13 protein-coding genes are annotated in these 16,421 nt (G+C 72.1%); 8 read left to right on the top strand and 5 right to left on the bottom strand.

Annotation, left to right across the window (positions count from 1 at the left end):
• Positions 1-266: 266 nt before the first annotated feature.
• Complete coding sequence (gene aceB, locus ACO229_RS16765; protein WP_423462197.1) at positions 267-2,141, bottom strand: malate synthase A; 1,875 nt, start codon at positions 2,139-2,141, stop codon at positions 267-269.
• Entirely contained in the window at positions 2,141-3,493 is a 1,353-nt protein-coding gene (gene aceA / locus ACO229_RS16760; RefSeq protein WP_423462196.1) for an isocitrate lyase, read from the bottom strand. The genes aceB and aceA overlap by 1 nt, the downstream gene beginning before the upstream one ends.
• 156 nt (positions 3,494-3,649) lie before the next feature.
• Between aceA and ACO229_RS16755 the strand changes: the two genes are divergently transcribed.
• On the top strand, positions 3,650-5,206 hold the full coding sequence (locus ACO229_RS16755; RefSeq protein ID WP_423462195.1) for a helix-turn-helix domain-containing protein: 1,557 nt from the start codon (positions 3,650-3,652) through the stop codon (positions 5,204-5,206).
• Between the two features lie 73 nt (positions 5,207-5,279).
• Here the strand turns inward: ACO229_RS16755 and ACO229_RS16750 are convergent, their stop codons facing one another.
• On the bottom strand, positions 5,280-6,206 hold the full coding sequence (locus ACO229_RS16750) for a LysR family transcriptional regulator (protein ID WP_423462194.1): 927 nt from the start codon (positions 6,204-6,206) through the stop codon (positions 5,280-5,282).
• A 167-nt stretch (positions 6,207-6,373) separates the two neighbouring features.
• On the opposite strand from ACO229_RS16750, the gene ACO229_RS16745 reads away from it, so the two are divergent.
• From ACO229_RS16745 to ACO229_RS16725, 5 genes are all read left to right on the top strand, one after another.
• On the top strand, positions 6,374-7,747 hold the full coding sequence (locus tag ACO229_RS16745) for an MFS transporter (protein ID WP_423462193.1): 1,374 nt from the start codon (positions 6,374-6,376) through the stop codon (positions 7,745-7,747).
• 126 nt (positions 7,748-7,873) lie between these two features.
• Complete coding sequence (locus ACO229_RS16740; RefSeq protein WP_423462192.1) at positions 7,874-8,623, top strand: 3-hydroxybutyrate dehydrogenase; 750 nt, start codon at positions 7,874-7,876, stop codon at positions 8,621-8,623.
• A 73-nt stretch (positions 8,624-8,696) separates the two neighbouring features.
• Positions 8,697-9,509: a CoA transferase subunit A gene (locus ACO229_RS16735; RefSeq protein WP_423462191.1), complete on the top strand. Its 813-nt coding sequence runs from the start codon at positions 8,697-8,699 to the stop codon at positions 9,507-9,509.
• Between the two features lie 3 nt (positions 9,510-9,512).
• Positions 9,513-10,163, top strand: coding sequence for a CoA transferase subunit B (locus ACO229_RS16730; RefSeq protein WP_423462190.1), 651 nt, complete (start codon positions 9,513-9,515; stop codon positions 10,161-10,163).
• A 174-nt stretch (positions 10,164-10,337) separates the two neighbouring features.
• Positions 10,338-11,510 carry an acetyl-CoA C-acyltransferase gene (locus ACO229_RS16725; RefSeq protein ID WP_423465317.1) on the top strand — a complete coding sequence of 391 codons (1,173 nt, stop codon included), beginning with the start codon at positions 10,338-10,340 and terminating at the stop codon, positions 11,508-11,510.
• Positions 11,511-11,534: 24 nt separating this feature from the next.
• Here ACO229_RS16725 and nhaA read toward each other — a convergent pair whose 3' ends face one another.
• Together nhaA and ACO229_RS16715 are read right to left on the bottom strand one after the other, a co-directional pair.
• Positions 11,535-12,827 carry a Na+/H+ antiporter NhaA gene (gene nhaA, locus ACO229_RS16720; protein ID WP_423462189.1) on the bottom strand — a complete coding sequence of 431 codons (1,293 nt, stop codon included), beginning with the start codon at positions 12,825-12,827 and terminating at the stop codon, positions 11,535-11,537.
• Positions 12,828-12,943: 116 nt separating this feature from the next.
• Positions 12,944-13,498 (bottom strand): DUF1697 domain-containing protein, encoded by a 555-nt coding sequence (locus tag ACO229_RS16715; RefSeq protein WP_397429547.1) that lies wholly within the window; start codon positions 13,496-13,498, stop codon positions 12,944-12,946.
• A 504-nt stretch (positions 13,499-14,002) separates the two neighbouring features.
• Here ACO229_RS16715 and ACO229_RS16710 point away from each other — a divergent pair.
• On the top strand, positions 14,003-15,262 hold the full coding sequence (locus ACO229_RS16710) for a PhoH family protein (protein ID WP_397414398.1): 1,260 nt from the start codon (positions 14,003-14,005) through the stop codon (positions 15,260-15,262).
• A 255-nt stretch (positions 15,263-15,517) separates the two neighbouring features.
• Positions 15,518-16,288 carry a GOLPH3/VPS74 family protein gene (locus ACO229_RS16705; protein WP_423462188.1) on the top strand — a complete coding sequence of 257 codons (771 nt, stop codon included), beginning with the start codon at positions 15,518-15,520 and terminating at the stop codon, positions 16,286-16,288.
• Positions 16,289-16,421 lie beyond the last annotated feature (133 nt).

The raw sequence follows: 16,421 nt of genomic DNA, 5'->3' as shown, positions 1-16,421 counted from the left end.
GTCCGGCCGCGCATCCGCTCGACGGTGGTGCGCGGTCTCCGGCCGTCATGGTCCCGGTGACCTCCGCCGGGTGGCTGCCGGCACTGCGTCCGCCGTCACCACGCCAAGCCCGACACCGCGCCGGCCTCGCCCCGGGGGTGTTGGGGTGCGGAGAGAGAACGGCGGCCGGTGCGGCGTCGGGCGGATGGAAGGGGCGCCCCGACCGACGGTGGGGCGCCCCGGCTCTGTGACCGGCCAAATGACCGGCCGCTCGACCGGTCGAGGTGCTACGGCCGGTCGACCGCCGAGTCCACCAGGTGACCCTGGTAGGCGGGGCTCGTGAGGAACGGCGGGAAGTCGTCCTGCAGGGCGACCTGGCGGAAGATCGCCGCCGCGTCCTCGAGCCGGTTCCCGTGCTCGTGCGGCAGCGACGCGACGACGTCGAGCAGGATCGCCTCGACGCGCTCGCGGGTCACGGGCTGCTGGTCGTCGTCGGTCACGGTGCCGGACGCGATCCACTGCCACACCTGCGATCGCGAGATCTCCGCCGTGGCGGCGTCCTCCATGAGGCTGTCGAGCGCCGCGGCCCCGGTGCCGCGCAGCCAGGCGTCGAGGTAGCGGACGGCGACCGACACGTTCGACCGCAGGCCGGCCGAGGTGACCGTCGCGCCGGCCCGGCGGGCCGAGGCGATGTCGAGCAGTTCGTGCTGGCCCACCGTGACGTCGTCCCGCAGGCGCGACACCTGGTTCGGCGCGTCGCCCAGGACGGCGTCGAACTCGGCCTGTGCCACCGGGACGAGGTCGGGGTGGGCCACCCAGGTGCCGTCGAACCCGTCGGACGCCTCACGCTTCTTGTCGGCGCTCACCTGGGCGAACGCCCGCTCCGTGACCTCCGGGTCGCGGCGGTCGGGGATGAACGCGCTCATGCCACCGATGGCGTGCGCCCCGCGCTTGTGGCACGTGGCCACGAGCAGCTCGGTGTACGCGCGCATGAACGGCGCGGTCATGGTGACCTGGGCACGGTCCGGCAGCACGTACGACTCGCCGCGGGTGCGGAAGCACTTGATCACCGAGAACAGGTAGTCCCAGCGGCCCGCGTTCAGGCCCGCGCAGTGGTCGCGCAGCTCGTAGAGGATCTCCTCCATCTCGAAGGCCGCGGGCAGGGTCTCGATGAGCACCGTGGCGCGCACGGTGCCGCGCGGGATACCGAGCGCGTCCTGCGCCACCTCGAACACCTCGTTCCACAGCCGTGCCTCCCGGTAGCCCTCCAGCTTGGGCAGGTAGAAGTACGGGCCCCGGCCGCGCGCGACGAGCTCGGCCGCGTTGTGGAAGAAGTAGAGACCGAAGTCCACGAGGCTGCCCAGGGCGTTGCTCGTGATGCCGTGCGCGTCCGTGTACCGCAGGTGGGCCTCGTCGAGGTGCCAGCCGCGCGGCCGGAACACGATGGTCGGCAGGTCGGCGATGTTCGACGACCGCAGCCGGTACTCCTTGCCCGCCTCGTTCGTGAACGCGAGGGTGCCGCGGATGGCGTCGTGCAGCGCGAGCTGTCCCTCCACCACGTTGGGCCACGTGGGGCTGGAGGCGTCCTCGGCGTCGGCGAGCCAGCACCGGGCGCCCGAGTTCAGGGCGTTGATCGTCATCTTCGGGTCGGTGGGGCCGGTGATCTCGACGCGGCGGTCCTCCAGTCCCGGCGCGTTCCGGGAGCCGGCGACCCGCCAGTCCGGGTCGTCGCGCACCGGCCGGGTGGAGGCCCGGAAGTCGGGGTCGGTACCGTCCGCGATGTCCTGCCGGCGCAGCTGGCGCTGGGCGATCAGGTCGTCGCGGGCGGCGTCGAACCGGTCGTGGAGCAGGGCCAGGAACCCGAGGGCCTCTGGCGTGAGGATCTCGTCGTACCGCGGCCCCACGGAGCCGGTCACGGTGATCACGCCGCGGCGGGCACCGGTCCCGGAGGCCCCGACGCCGCCGTTCGGCAGGGTGCTGGGCGCCGAGCTCCGCGGCGCAGGAGCGCCGGCCTCGGGCGTCCGGGCGGGGGCGGGCGACGGCGGGGCCGGCGCGGGGACCGACGCCGTCCGCGACGCCGGAGGTGTGCCGATACCGGCCAGGCCGGCGTCGGCGTCGTACGGGCTGGTGCCCTGGGCGCGGGTGTCGATGGTGGCGGTCATCAGAACTGCGCCTCCTCGGTCGAGCCGGTCAGTGCGGTGGTGGCCGAGTCCGGGTTGAGCGCGGTGGCGACCCGGTCGAAGTAGCCCGTGCCCACCTCGCGCTGGTGCTTGGTGGCGGTGTAGCCGCGCTCCTCGGCGGCGAACTCCAGCTCCTGCAGCTTCACGTAGGCCGACATCTGCTCGCGGGCGTAGCCGTGGGCCAGGTCGAACATCGAGTAGTTCAGGGCGTGGAAGCCGGCCAGGGTGATGAACTGGAACGTGAAGCCCATGGCGCCCAGCTCGCGCTGGAACTTGGCGATCGTGTCGTCGTCGAGGTGCTTCTTCCAGTTGAACGACGGCGAGCAGTTGTAGCTCAGCATCTGGTCGGGGAAGTCGGCCTTGACGGCCTCGGCGAACTTGCGGGCCAGCTCCAGGTCCGGTGTGCCCGTCTCCATCCAGATCAGGTCGGAGTAGGGCGCGTACGCCTTGGCGCGGGCGATGCACGGCTCGATGCCGTTGGTGACCTTGTAGAAGCCCTCGTTGGTGCGCTCGCCGGTGATGAACGGGCGGTCGCGCTCGTCGACGTCCGAGGTGATCAGCGTCGCCGCCTCGGCGTCGGTCCGGGCGATCACGATCGACGGCACGTCGGCGACGTCGGCCGCGAGACGGGCGGCGTTCAGGGTGCGCACGTGCTGCTGCGTCGGGACGAGCACCTTGCCGCCGAGGTGGCCGCACTTCTTCTCCGAGGCGAGCTGGTCCTCCCAGTGCACGCCGGCGGCGCCCGCCTGGATCATCGACTTCATCAGCTCGTACGCGTTCAGCGGGCCGCCGAAGCCGGCCTCGGCGTCGGCCACGATCGGGGCGAGCCAGTCGCGCGTGGGGGCGCCGTTCTCCGCGACGTCGATCTGGTCGGCGCGCAGCAGGGCGTTGTTGATGCGGCGCACGACGGCCGGCACGGAGTTGGCCGGGTAGAGCGACTGGTCGGGGTAGGTCTGGCCGGAGAGGTTGGCATCGCCGGCGACCTGCCAGCCCGAGAGGTAGATGGCCTGGAGCCCGGCCTTGACCTGCTGCACGGCCTGGTTGCCGGTCAGCGCCCCGAGGGCGTTGATGTAGTCCTCCTCGTGCAGCTGCTTCCAGAGGCGTTCGGCGCCGCGGCGGGCCAGCGTGTTCTCCTCGCCGACCGAGCCGCGCAGCGCGACGACGTCCTCGGCGGTGTAGGTGCGCTCGATCCCGGCCCAGCGGGGATCGGACGCCCAGGACCGCCGCAGCTCGTCCGCGGTCTGCACCTGGTCGCCGGCGCGGGGAGTCGCCGGCACCGCGGTCGTCGCGGACGTGGTCGCCTCGGACGTGGGATGGATCGTGGGTGCGCTCATGGCGGGTCTCCTTCTCGGGACGGAACGTTGTCACCGTGTCTGCCGGCGACGTGTTACGACCTTCCGCCCCGCGCAACCCCCTTCTCAAGCAGATCTGAGTAGAAGATCTTGTGTTCTTCTGTTGATCGGAAGGCTTTCCGTATGTCACCCTCGGGCATGGCAGGAACCCCGGGAAATCGCAGAACCGCGCGAAACGTGGCATCCTCGCGTTCTCCGCAGAGCGGTCAAAACGCTTCTAGGGTCACGGCAGCGACCACGGCGGCGACGCCGCCGGACGCCGAGCCGGACGCCCTCACGATCGGTCGCCGCATCCGCCACCTGCGCACCAGCAAGGGCATGACCCTGGAAGACCTCGCGGCGGCCATCGATCGTGCTCCGTCGCAGGTCAGCACGCTGGAGAACGGCAAGCGGGAGCCCAAGTTCTCGCAGCTCCAGGCCATCGCGCGGGCGCTCGACGCCGGCGTGGACGACCTGCTCTCGGCCGAGCCGCCGTCGGAGCGGGACGCGCTGGAGATCGAGCTGGAGCGCGCGCAGCGCGGCCCCCTCTTCGCGTCGCTCGGCATCGACGGCGTGCGCATCGGCAAGTCGCTGCCCCACGACGCACTCTCGACGATCCTGGCGCTGCACCGCGAGCTGGAGCGCCTGCACACCGAGCGTGCGGCCACCCCGGAGGAGGCGCGCCGGGCCAACGGCGAGCTCCGCGACGAGATGCGCGCCAAGGACAACTACCTGCCGGAGCTGGAACAGGTGGCCAAGGGCCTGCTGGCCGACGTCGGGCACACCTCCGGGCCGCTGCCCCAGCGCATGGCCGCCGAGATCGCCGCGCACCTCGGCTTCACGTTGCACTACGTGAGCGACCTGCCGCACTCGACGCGGTCGGTGATCGACACCCGCAACCGGCGCCTCTACCTGCCGTCCAAGGGGTTCCGCGGCCGGTCCAACACCCGCTCCGCGCTGCTGCAGGCACTCGCCTCGCACGTGCTGGAGCACACGGAGCCCGGGCACTACGGCGAGTTCCTGCGGCAGCGGGTCGAGGCCAACTACCTCGCGGCCGCGCTCATGGTGCCCGAGAAGCCGGGCGTGAAGTTCCTGCGCGACGCCAAGGACGAGCGGGCGATCGCGATCGAGGACCTGCGTGACGCGTTCGGGGTGTCGTTCGAGACCGCCGCGCACCGCTTCACCAACCTCGCCACGCGGCACCTCGGCATCCCGGTGCACTTCATGAAGGTGCACGAGTCCGGGATCCTGCACAAGGCCTACGAGAACGACGGCGTGCGGTTCCCGTCCGACGCCCTGGGCGCCGTCGAGGGCCAGCACGTGTGCAAGCAGTGGACGGCGCGCCGGGTGTTCGACGTCGAGGACCGGTTCAACCCGTACGCGCAGTACACCGACACGTCGTCGGGCACGTACTGGTGCACGTCCCGCGTGGAGAACACCTCGGACGGCGCCTTCTCGGTGTCGGTCGGCGTGCCGTTCGCGCACGTCAAGTGGTTCTCCGGGCGGGAGACCACGCAGCGCGCGGCCTCCCGTTGTCCCGACGAGTCGTGCTGCCGGCGTCCGCCCGCGGAGCTGTCGGAGAAGTGGGGCGACTTCGCCTGGCCGTCCGCGCGGCCGCACGCGTCGATGCTCGCCGCGATGCCCTCGGGCGCGTACCCGGGCGTGGAGACGACGGAGGTCTACAAGTTCCTGGAACGGCACGCTCCGGAGGACTGAGCCGCCCGGACCGACGAGCGCGGACCTGGTGGCGGATTCGGGGCTCTTACCGCCACCAGGTCCGCACTCGACGTCAGGGGGACGTGAGGCCCAGCATGTGGTCGCGCTGACGGGCCATCTCGTCGGCCAGCACCTGCACGACGGCTGCCACGGCCGGCCGGCGCCACGACTCGCTGCGGATCACGGCCCAGTAGGGCAGCCGCTCGGTGACCTCGTCGGGCAGGAGCCGCACCAGGTCGTCGTGCCGGTCGGCCATGAAGCAGGGCAGGAAGCCCAGTCCCGCGCCGGCGCGCGTGGCCTCGACGTGCACGAACACGTTGGTCGACGCCAGCGCGTCCGGCATGCCCGGGACCAGGCGCCGGGGCGCGTCGAGGTCGTTGACCTGGAGCATCGAGTCGACGAAGTAGACCAGCCCGTGCCGCGACATCTCCTCGACCGTGGTGGGCGTGCCGTGCCGCGCCAGGTAGTCCCGCGAGCCGTACATCCCGAGCACGTACTCACCCAGGCGCACGGCCTTGGCCCGCTGCACGTTGGGGTCCCCCACCACGACGTCGACGTCGACCCCCGACCGGTGGTGGGTGGCCACGCGGGTGACCGTGACGAGCTCGACGGACAGCTCCGGGTGCTCCCCGCGGAGCCGGGCGATCGCGGGGGAGGCCACGTAGGCGCTGAACCCGTCGGTCGCCGTCATCCGCACGACGCCGGTCACCGGGTCGGCCTCGGTGTCGCCGCCCACCAGCCGGTCCACGGCGTCGGACACGGCCTCCCCGGCGCGGGCCGCGCGCCGGCCGAGCGCCGTCAGCTCCCAGCCGTCGGCGCCCTTGACCAGGAGGCGTCCGCCCAGGGCACGTTCCAGCGCCGTGATGTTGCGGGCGACCGTGGTGTGGTTGACGCCGAGCGCGCGGGCCGCCGTCGTGTACCGGCCGGTGCGGGCCACGGCCAGGAGCACCAGGAGCTGGTCGGCGACCTGGCCGGCCGGCGGGTCGTTGCGGGCTGACATGCGGTGACGTTACCAAGTGTGCATTCCTGCACACGCCGTCTGCCGAGTTCGTCATTGCTGCGCACAGTGCTTCCGGGAAAACTCGGGCGGGTCATCCGTGGCGGTCCGCGCGGACCACACCGGGCCGGCCACGTCCCGTGTCAGAGTCGACACCTAGGAGCAGCAGCATGTCCGCACAGCAGAGCCAGGGCGCACCGGGGGACCGGTCGCTCATCCGGCGCATCGTCGCCGCCTCGATGGCCGGCACCGTCGTCGAGTGGTACGACTTCTTCCTCTACGCGACCGCCGCCGCGCTCGTGTTCAACAAGGTGCTCATGCCCGAGACGGGCAACGCCTACGACGCGATCATCGCCGCGTTCGTCACCTACGCGGTGGGCTTCGTGGCCCGTCCGCTGGGCGGCGTCATCTTCGGCCACCTGGGCGACAAGCTCGGACGCAAGTACACGCTGCAGTTCACGATCGTGCTGATCGGCGTGGCGACCGTGCTCATGGGCTGCCTGCCCACGTTCCAGCAGGTCGGATTCCTCGCCCCGGCGCTCCTGGTGATCCTGCGCTTCGTCCAGGGCGTGGCGCTCGGCGGCGAGTGGGGCGGCGCCGTGCTGCTCGTCGCGGAGCACAGCCGCGACGACGAGCGCGCCCGCTGGACGGCGTGGCCGCAGGCCGGCGTGCCCGCGGGCAACCTGCTCGCGACGGTCGTGCTCTACACGATGTCGGCCACCCTGACCGACGAGGCCTTCCTCGCCTGGGGCTGGCGCGTCGCGTTCTGGCTGTCCGCCGTCGTCATCGTCGTGGGCTACTACGTGCGCACCCGCGTCTCGGACGCGCCCATCTACGAGGAGGCGAAGGCCGAGATCGACGAGGGCGACAAGGGCTACGGCGTGCTCGAGGTGATCAGGCGCTACCCGCGTGGCGTGCTCACCGGCATGGGCCTGCGGTTCGCCGAGAACATCCTGTACTACCTCGTGGTCAGCTTCTCGATCGTCTACCTCGGCACCGCGCTCGGCATGGACACCACGCGCATCCTCGGCGTGGTCGCGGCCGCGCACGCGTTCCACTTCGTGGTGATCCTCGCCGTCGGGCGCCTCGCCGACCGGGTGGGCCGCAAGCCGCTGTACATCACGGGCGCCGTGCTCGGCGCCACCTGGTGCTGGTTCGCCTTCCCGGCCATGGACACCCAGAACGCCTGGGTGATCCTGGCCGTGCTCATGGCAGGCCTGCTGTTCCACGCGCTGATGTACGCCGTGCAGCCCGCGATCATGGCCGAGATGTTCCCCACCCGGATGCGCTACTCCGGCGTCTCGATCAGCTACCAGGTGACCTCCATCGTGGCGGGCTCCCTGGCGCCGATCCTCGCCACCACCTGGCTCAAGAACACCGGCTCCTGGTGGCCCACCGCCGTCTACATGGGCGTCGCCGCCCTCATCACCCTCGTCGCGGCGATCGCGCTGCGCGAGACCAGGGGCGCATCGCTGCACGCCCTGGACGCCGAGGACCAGGCACGCGAGCAGGCGCTCGCGGCGAAGGGACTCGCACGGGACTGAGTCGCGCGGGCTCCCGGTCGTCAGGCGGCCGGGAGCCCGCCGGGCGGCCCGCACGGCCGCGACACGCGGGCGAGAGGACGAGCGGTGGAGGAGCACGTGGTGGAAGGCCGAGGAGAAGGACCGACGATGGAGCTGACGCTGACGGGCCGCCGGGCCCTCGTGACGGGTGGCGCGAGCGGGATCGGCGCCGCGTGCGCTCGCGAGCTCGCCGCACGCGGTGCCCACGTGACGGTGGCGGACGTGGACGGCGACGGCGCCAAGGCCGTCGCCGAGGAGGTGGGCGGCGAGGCCTGGGTGGTCGACCTGTCCGACACCCGCGCCCTGGACGACCTGCGGCTGGACGTGGACGTGCTGGTGAACAACGCGGGCATCCAGCGCGTCAGCCCCATCCAGGACTTCGTGCCGGACGACTTCCGGCTGGTCCAGCGGATCATGCTGGAGGCGCCGTTCCTGCTGGTCCGCGCCGCTCTGCCGGGCATGTACGCCCGGGGCTGGGGGCGCGTGGTCAACATCTCGTCGGTGCACGGGCTGGTGGCCTCGCCGTTCAAGGCGGCGTACGTGGCGGCCAAGCACGGCCTGGAGGGCCTGTCCAAGGTGACGGCCCTGGAGGGTGGCGAGCACGGCGTCACGAGCGTGTGCGTCAACCCCGGCTACGTGCGCACGCCCCTGGTGGAGAAGCAGATCGCCGAGCAGGCTCGGGTGCACGGGATCGGTGAGTCCGAGGTGATGGCGAAGGTCATGCTCGCGGAGTCCGCGGTCAAGCGGCTCGTGGAGCCGCACGAGGTGGCCGCGCTGGTCGGCTGGCTCACGGGCCCGGACGCCGCCATGGTGTCCGGCGCCTCATGGGCCGTCGACGGCGGCTGGAGCGCCCGGTGACCCCCGGGCACCCGGGGTGTGACACTGGCTCATGGCACGACCTGCCGGTACTGACCTGATGAAGGAGTCGACGATGACTGGAGCACGCACCGGGTTCGACAAGGTGGTCGCCAGCGCGGCCGAGGCGGTGGCGGACATCCCGGACGGCGCCTCGCTGGCCGTGGGCGGGTTCGGCCTGTGCGGCAACCCGATCGCCCTGATCGAGGCGCTGCTGGCGCAGGGCACCAGCGGCCTGTCCGTGGTGAGCAACAACTGCGGCGTGGACGACTGGGGTCTCGGAGTGCTGCTGGGCGCGCAGCGCATCGCCAAGATGACCAGCTCCTACGTGGGCGAGAACAAGGAGTTCGAGCGCCAGTTCCTCTCGGGCGAGCTCGAGCTGGAGCTCACCCCGCAGGGCACGCTCGCCGAGAAGCTCCGCGCCGGCGGTGCGGGCATCGCGGCCTTCTTCACGCGGACGGGCGTGGGCACGCAGGTGGCCGACGGCGGCCTGCCGCGCAGGTACGACGGCGCGGGCGGCGTGGCGATCGCGTCGCCGCCCAAGGAGGTGCGCACGTTCGGCGACGACGGCGCCGAGTACGTGCTCGAGGAGGCCATCAGCACCGACTTCGCGCTGGTGCACGCCCTGCGCGGCGACCGGCACGGCAACCTCGTGTTCAACAGGTCGGCGCGCAACTTCTCGCCGCTCGCCGCGATGGCGGGGCGGGTCTGCATCGCCCAGGTCGAGGAGCTCGTCGAGCCGGGGGAGATCGACCCGGACAGCGTGCACCTTCCGGGCGTGTACGTGCACCGGCTGGTGCACGTCGGCACCGACATCGAGAAGCGGATCGAGCGGCGCACGGTGACGGAGCCCGCGCCGTCGGGCACCTCGACGAGCAAGGAGGGCTGAACCATGGCACTGACGCGACAGGAGATGGCCGCGCGCGCCGCGCGCGAGCTGGCCGACGGGATGTACGTGAACCTGGGCATCGGGCTGCCCACGCTCGTGCCGAACTACGTGCCGGCCGACCGGCACCTGGTGCTGCAGTCCGAGAACGGCATCCTCGGGGTGGGCCCGTACCCGACCGAGGACGCCGTGGACGCCGACCTGATCAATGCGGGCAAGGAGACGGTGACCCTGCTCCCGGGGTCGTCGATCTTCGACTCCGCCACGTCGTTCGGGATGATCCGCGGCGGCAAGATCGACGCCGCGATCCTCGGCGGCATGCAGGTCTCGGCCACGGGCGACCTGGCCAACTGGATGATCCCCGGCAAGATGGTCAAGGGCATGGGTGGGGCGATGGACCTCGTGCACGGCGCGGGCCGGGTGATCGTGCTCATGGAGCACGTGGCGCGCGACGGGTCACCGAAGATCCTGCGCGAGTGCTCGCTGCCGCTGACCGGCAAGGGTGTGGTGAACCGGATCATCACCGACCTGGCGGTGCTCGACGTGACGCCGTCCGGGCTGGTGCTCCGGGAGCTCGCGCCGGGCGTGACGGCCGAGGAGGTCGTCGAGAAGACCGAGCCGGAGCTCGCCGTCGAGCTGGTCGGCTTCGCGGGCTGAGCTCGTGCGTGACCGGTGCGCCCTCGACCGCGGGGCTCGCCGGTGAATCCGGGGGATACGCTGGGAAGAACGGCCAAAGGAGGTCTCATGAGTGACGCATTTTCCGCCCCCACGGGTGCCACGAGCACCGGTCCGGGCGCCACCGGTTCGGGCGCGACACACAGCGCCGACGACGTGGTGATCGTCTCCGCGGCACGGACGCCGCAGGGACGGCTGAAGGGTTCGCTGTCCGCGCTGAGCGCCGTGGAGCTCGGCGCCGTCGCGGCACGCAAGGCGCTGGAGGGCGCGGGTGCGCTCGCGGCCGACGTGGACAAGGTGGTCTTCGGCCAGGTGATCCAGGCGGGCGCGGGGCAGAACCCGGCCCGGCAGACGGCCGTGGCCGCCGGGGTGCCCTGGGACGTGCAGGCCGTGACGGTGAACAAGGTCTGCCTGTCCGGGCTGACGTCGATCATCGACGGCGCCCGGCTGCTGCGCACGGGCGAGGCGTCCGTGGTGCTGGTGGGCGGGCAGGAGTCGATGACCAACGCCCCGCACATCCTGGCGGGCGCGCGGTCCGGGTTCGGCTACGGCTCGGCCGAGCTGGCCGACTCCGTGGCGCACGACGCCCTGACCGACGCGTTCGACGACGTCTCCATGGGCATCTCGACCGAGGAGCACAACTCCGGCGACGTGTTCGTGTCCCGCGAGGAGCAGGACGAGATCGCGGCGGCGTCGCACCAGCGGGCGGCTGCCGCGGCGAAGGACGGGTACTTCGAGGCGGAGCTCGCGCCGGTCTCGGTGCCGCAGCGCCGGGGCGACCCCGTCGAGGTGCGCACCGACGAGGGAGTCCGGCCCGATACGACGCCCGAGTCGCTCGCGCGGCTGCGCCCCGCGTTCAAGAGCGACGGGACGCTGACGGCGGGCAACTCGTCGCAGATCTCGGACGGCGCAGCGGCGCTCGTGCTCACCACGCGCGCCCGGGCCGAGGCGGCAGGGGTGCCGGTGCTCGCGACGGTCCGCTCGCACGGCCAGGTGGCCGGGCCGGACAACTCGCTGCACTCCCAGCCGGCCCGGGCGATCGGTCAGGCCCTGGAGCGTGAGGGCTGGTCGGCGTCCGACCTCGACCTCGTGGAGATCAACGAGGCGTTCGCCGTGGTGGTCGGGGTGTCTGCGAAGGAGCTCGGCGTGCCGCTCGACATCGTCAACGTGCACGGCGGCGGCATCGCGCTGGGGCACCCCGTCGGGGCGTCCGGCGCGCGCATCGCGGTGCACGCGGCGCACGAGCTGGCCCGCCGCAGCGGAGGCCGAGCCGCCGTCGGCCTGTGCGGCGGCGGGGGCCAGGGTGAGGCGCTGCTGCTGGAGGTCTGACGCCGCCGTCGGCTCAGCGCCGGGTCAGTGCGCCTCGCGGTCCTCGGCGTCGCCGATGTAGGCGCGGACGTCGTCCGCCCGCCCGTCCAGGTTCATGTCCGAGGTACGGGCGCGGCGGGCGTCCCAGCGCAGCGAGACGCCGCCCAGGATCGCGGCGAGCACCGAGGCGCCGAGGATCGCGATCTTGGCGCCGTCGGTGTGCTCGGAGTCGCCGAAGGACAGCTCGCTGATCAGCAGCGACACGGTGAAGCCGATACCCGCGAGCAGCCCCACGGGCAGCAGGTCGCGCACGCCGATGCCGTCGGGCAGCCGCAGCGGCGTGACCCGGGTGACCAGCGCCGTGGTGCCCAGCACGCCGACGAGCTTGCCCACCACGAGCCCGGCGGCGATCGCGGCGACCACCGGCTGACCGACCACGGCGCCGGGTCCGCCGCCGTCGATCAGCGAGACGCCCGCGGCGAAGAACGCGAACACGGGCAGCGCGATCCCCGAGGAGATCGGCCGGAGCCGGTGCTCGTACCGGGCGGTGCGCGCCGTCGGCTCGCCGTGGCGGGCGATCGCCGGGACGGTGAAGCCCAGCAGCACGCCCGCGATGGTGGCGTGCACGCCGGAGGAGTGCATCAGCGCCCACGCGACGACGGCGAGCGGCAGCAGCACGTACCAGCGCGGCGCGCGCGAGCGCACGTGCCAGGCGTACAGCGCCACGCACACGAGCGTGCCCAGCAGCGGCAGCCAGTGGATCTCGCTCGTGTAGAAGATCGCGATGACGACGATCGCCAGCAGGTCGTCGACCACGGCGAGCGTGAGCAGGAAGGTGCGGATGGCGGCGGGCAGCCCGCGGCCGAAGATCGCGAGGACGCCCACCGCGAACGCGATGTCGGTGGCCGTCGGGATCGCCCAGCCGTGCAGCGCCCCGGGCTCGTCGAGCAGCAGCAGGGCGCCCACGTAGATCAGGGCGGGCATCGCCATGCCCCCGACCGCGGCGATCATCGGGACCCCGGCCTCCTTGGGGTTGCGCAGGCTCCCCGCGACGAACTCCTGCTTGAGCTCGACGCCGACCACGAAGAAGAAGATCGCCAGCAGGCCGTCCGCGGCCCAGGTCGCGAGCGTCAGGTCGAGGTGGACGGGCAGCGGACCGATCGCGGCCGGCCCCACCACGGTGCCCGACAGGGCCTGGTAGGACTCCCGCCACGGCGAGTTGGCCCACACCAGGGCGAGGAACGCCGCACCGATGAGGAGCGCACCGCCCGTCGTCTCACGCGACACCCACTTGCGCAGGCGCTGGATCCGGGTGGGGGCAGGGGCGGTACCGCTCAACGGGCGTCCTCTCGGGCTGCTGCAGGTCGTGTGGTGCGGACCGATCCGACCCGGTCTCCACCGACCAGGCCTCCCGGCACGCCCGGATCTTTACCCTACCTGACCCCTCCTCGACGCTACCTCGACCCCGGATCGGCGCACGCGGCACGCAGCTTGGTGATCGTGTTCCAGTTCCGCGCCGTGGTGGGCACGCCCACGGCCCGGTCGATCACGGTCGCCGTGAGCTTCGACCGGCCGATGCCGTCCACGTAGTGCACGTACAGCACGCCTGCGGCCGTGGCCAGCATCTCGCGCCCGGCGTTGGCCAGGTCGAGCCGCGCCACCCCGGCCGCGTCCACGTCGCCGAACGGGACGTGCACCTGGAGCCGGGCCGGGTCGTCGCGTGCCGCGGCCGGGAACGGGTTGGCCCGCGCGATCTCCTCCAGCCGCGCACCACTCAGTCCGACGGCGGCCACGGGCCGGCCCACGCGTTCGGTCAGCCGCTCCTGCACGCGCCGCACGACGTCGCCCGGATCGGCGCCGTCCGTGGCGACCACGAGGTTGCCGCTGTTCAGGAGGGTGCGGGCGTCGCCGAGGCCGACGTCCTCGGCGGCGCCGCGCAGGTCCGCCGACGAGACGCGCAGACCCGGCCCGATGTTCACGGCGCGCAGCAGGATCGCGAGATGAGGCATGCGTCCATCCTCCCGCTACGGCACGCCTTCCTGCGAGTTTTGCGATTCTTTGACCCACGGGTGAAGCCATTGCCACCATGTGAACAGTTCGTGACAACTTGCGACCCGCCGAGGGATAACTCTGGCCACAGGATGGCAGTGCGCGTAGGTTCCAGTTCAGGGACGGCACCCAGTCGCCCCTTCGGGAGGCCAACCTATGGAGTGCTTGCTCCGTGGAGAAGGGCCGGTCCCGGCTCTGCGCCACGACGCGGCGCGCCGAGCCGGTCGCCCGGCCCATCCACCAGCCCCGGTTCGACCGGGTCGGTTCCGCCGACAGGCGGTGCCCGCCAGGTAGCGACGAGGCTGTCACGGCGTTTCGGCGCCGGAGGGAGAGCCGCAGTGAGCCATTCCGCATCGACCACCCGTCCGACCGACCAGAGTGCCGACGCCGCAGCCGGCGCGGTCGGTGACGACCGCAGGACCTTCGTCATCGACACGTCTGTGCTGTTGAGCGACCCGAAGGCGATGTTGCGGTTCGCGGAGCACGACGTCGTCCTGCCGATCGTCGTGATCACGGAGCTGGAGGCCAAGCGTCACCACGCCGAGCTCGGGTACTTCGCCCGCAGCGCACTGCGGATGCTGGACGGGCTGCGGGTGCAGCACGGCCGGCTCGACTCGCCGGTCCCCGTGGGGGACACGGGCGGCACGCTGCGCGTGGAGCTCAACCACGTGGACCCGACCGTCCTGCCCGCCGGGTTCCGCCTGGGGGACAACGACACCCGGATCCTCGCGGTGGCGGCCAACCTCGCCGCCGAGGGCAACAGCGTGACCGTGGTCTCCAAGGATCTGCCGATGCGGGTCAAGGCGTCGGCGGTCGGTCTGCAGGCCGAGGAGTACCGGGCCGAGCTCGCCGTCGACTCCGGCTGGACCGGCATGCGCGAGATCGACCTCTCCGACGAGCAGATGGGCGCTCTCTGGGAGAACGAGTCCGTGGAGATCGCTGCCCTGGACCCGGCGACGGTCGAGGCGGCGTCCCCGCTCCTGGTGCACACCGGCATGGTGGTGCACTCACCGGGTGGTTCCGCGCTCGGGCGCGTGACGGCCGACAAGCGCGTGCAGCTCGTGCGGGGCGACCAGGAGGTGTTCGGCGTGCACGGCCGCTCGGCCGAGCAGCGTGTGGCGATCGACCTGCTGCTCGACGACGAGATCGGCATCGTCTCGCTCGGCGGCCGGGCCGGCACGGGCAAGTCGGCGCTCGCCCTGTGCGCCGGGCTGGAGGCCGTGCTGGAGCGGCAGCAGCACCGCAAGGTGGTCGTGTTCCGGCCCCTGTACGCGGTGGGCGGTCAGGACCTGGGCTACCTGCCCGGATCCGAGTCCGAGAAGATGAACCCGTGGTCGCAGGCCGTCTACGACACCCTCGGGGCGCTGGTCTCGCCCGCGGTGGTCGAGGAGGTCATCGCCCGCGACATGCTCGAGGTGCTGCCGCTCACGCACATCCGCGGGCGGTCCCTGCACGACTCGTTCGTCATCGTCGACGAGGCGCAGTCGCTGGAGCGGAACGTGCTGCTGACGGTGCTGTCCCGGATCGGTCAGAGCTCCCGCGTGGTGCTCACCCACGACGTCGCCCAGCGCGACAACCTGCGTGTGGGGCGGCACGACGGCGTCGCGGCGGTGATCGAGGCACTCAAGGGGCACCCGCTGTTCGCGCACGTGACCCTGACCCGGTCCGAGCGTTCGCCGGTCGCGGCGCTGGTGACGGACATGCTGGAGCGCCTGGACGTCTGAGGCGACGCCACGCCCCGGCATGTCAGAGGCTCAGGCCACCTCCGGTGGCCTGAGCCTCTGACACGTACGGAACTTCTGACACGCGAGAGGCGCGCCGCCGGACGGAACCCCCCAGCCCCGCAGTCCCGCAGTACGCCTCTCGATGCGTGCACGACCGAGAGTAGCAGACTTAGGTAAGGCTAACCAAAGAGGCGGTGAGCCCGGCGATCGTCTCAATTCGGGGTGTGTCGCCCTTGTCGGATATAGCATCGGGGCATGCTGATAGCCGAAGACTTCCTGCTGCTCGCCGTCGACGACGAGACGGGCAAGACCGCCAACGTCGACAACCTGGGTGTTCGCCTCGCCGGTGCACTCCTGGCCGACCTCTCCGACGCGCGCAAGACCCTGCTGCGGGGTGCTCCGGAGGCCGGTGCCACCAAGGAGGAGCGCGAGAAGGCCGGTGACGCGACGATCATCGTCACCGACAACAGCCCCGCGGGCCACATCGCCCTCGACGCCGCGCTGCAGGCCGTGCTCGCCACGCCGGACGCCCCGGCGCGCAAGGTCGTCGAGGCGATCTCCAAGGACGCCGAGGAGAACCTCCTGGCGGCGCTCGTCGAGCGCGGCATCCTGGAGAAGGAGGAGTCCAAGCTCTTCCGCATGCTCCCCGTGACCCGCTGGCCGGCCGCCGACTCGAGCCACGAGACCGCGCTGCGCGCGAACCTCACCAAGGTGCTCGTCGAGGGCGCCGAGCCCGACGAGCGCACCGCCACCCTGATCTCCCTGCTGCACGGCTCCGGCCTGATCGCCGGCCTGGTCGGCAAGGAGCAGCGCAAGGCCGCCCAGGAGCGCGCCGAGGAGATCGCCGGCAGCGAGTGGGGCGTCGCCACGGTCGCCACGCAGGTCGCCATCGCCGCCTCGGTCGCGGCCGTCGCCACCGTCGGTGCCGCGGTCGCCGCTGCTGTGATCCTGCAGGCCCAGAAGGACGACGCCGAGGGCGCCGCCCCGGCCGAGGCTGCCGCGCCGGTCGAGACGCCGGCGGTCTGACCGGACCTTACGCCGGCCCGGACCTCACGCCGGCCCACCCGGCAGGGTGCCGAACGTAGGTTTCGTCGTGCCAAGACCCGCTCATCGAGCGACGAAGCCTGCGTTCGCGCGGGGTGCTCGGGCGGCGGTGGTC

It is taken from the genome of Promicromonospora sp. MS192, assembly GCF_049532985.1.
Classification (GTDB): domain Bacteria; phylum Actinomycetota; class Actinomycetes; order Actinomycetales; family Cellulomonadaceae; genus Promicromonospora.
Note: the sequence above shows the minus strand (reverse complement) of the source record. Positions and strands in the feature narration are given on the sequence as shown.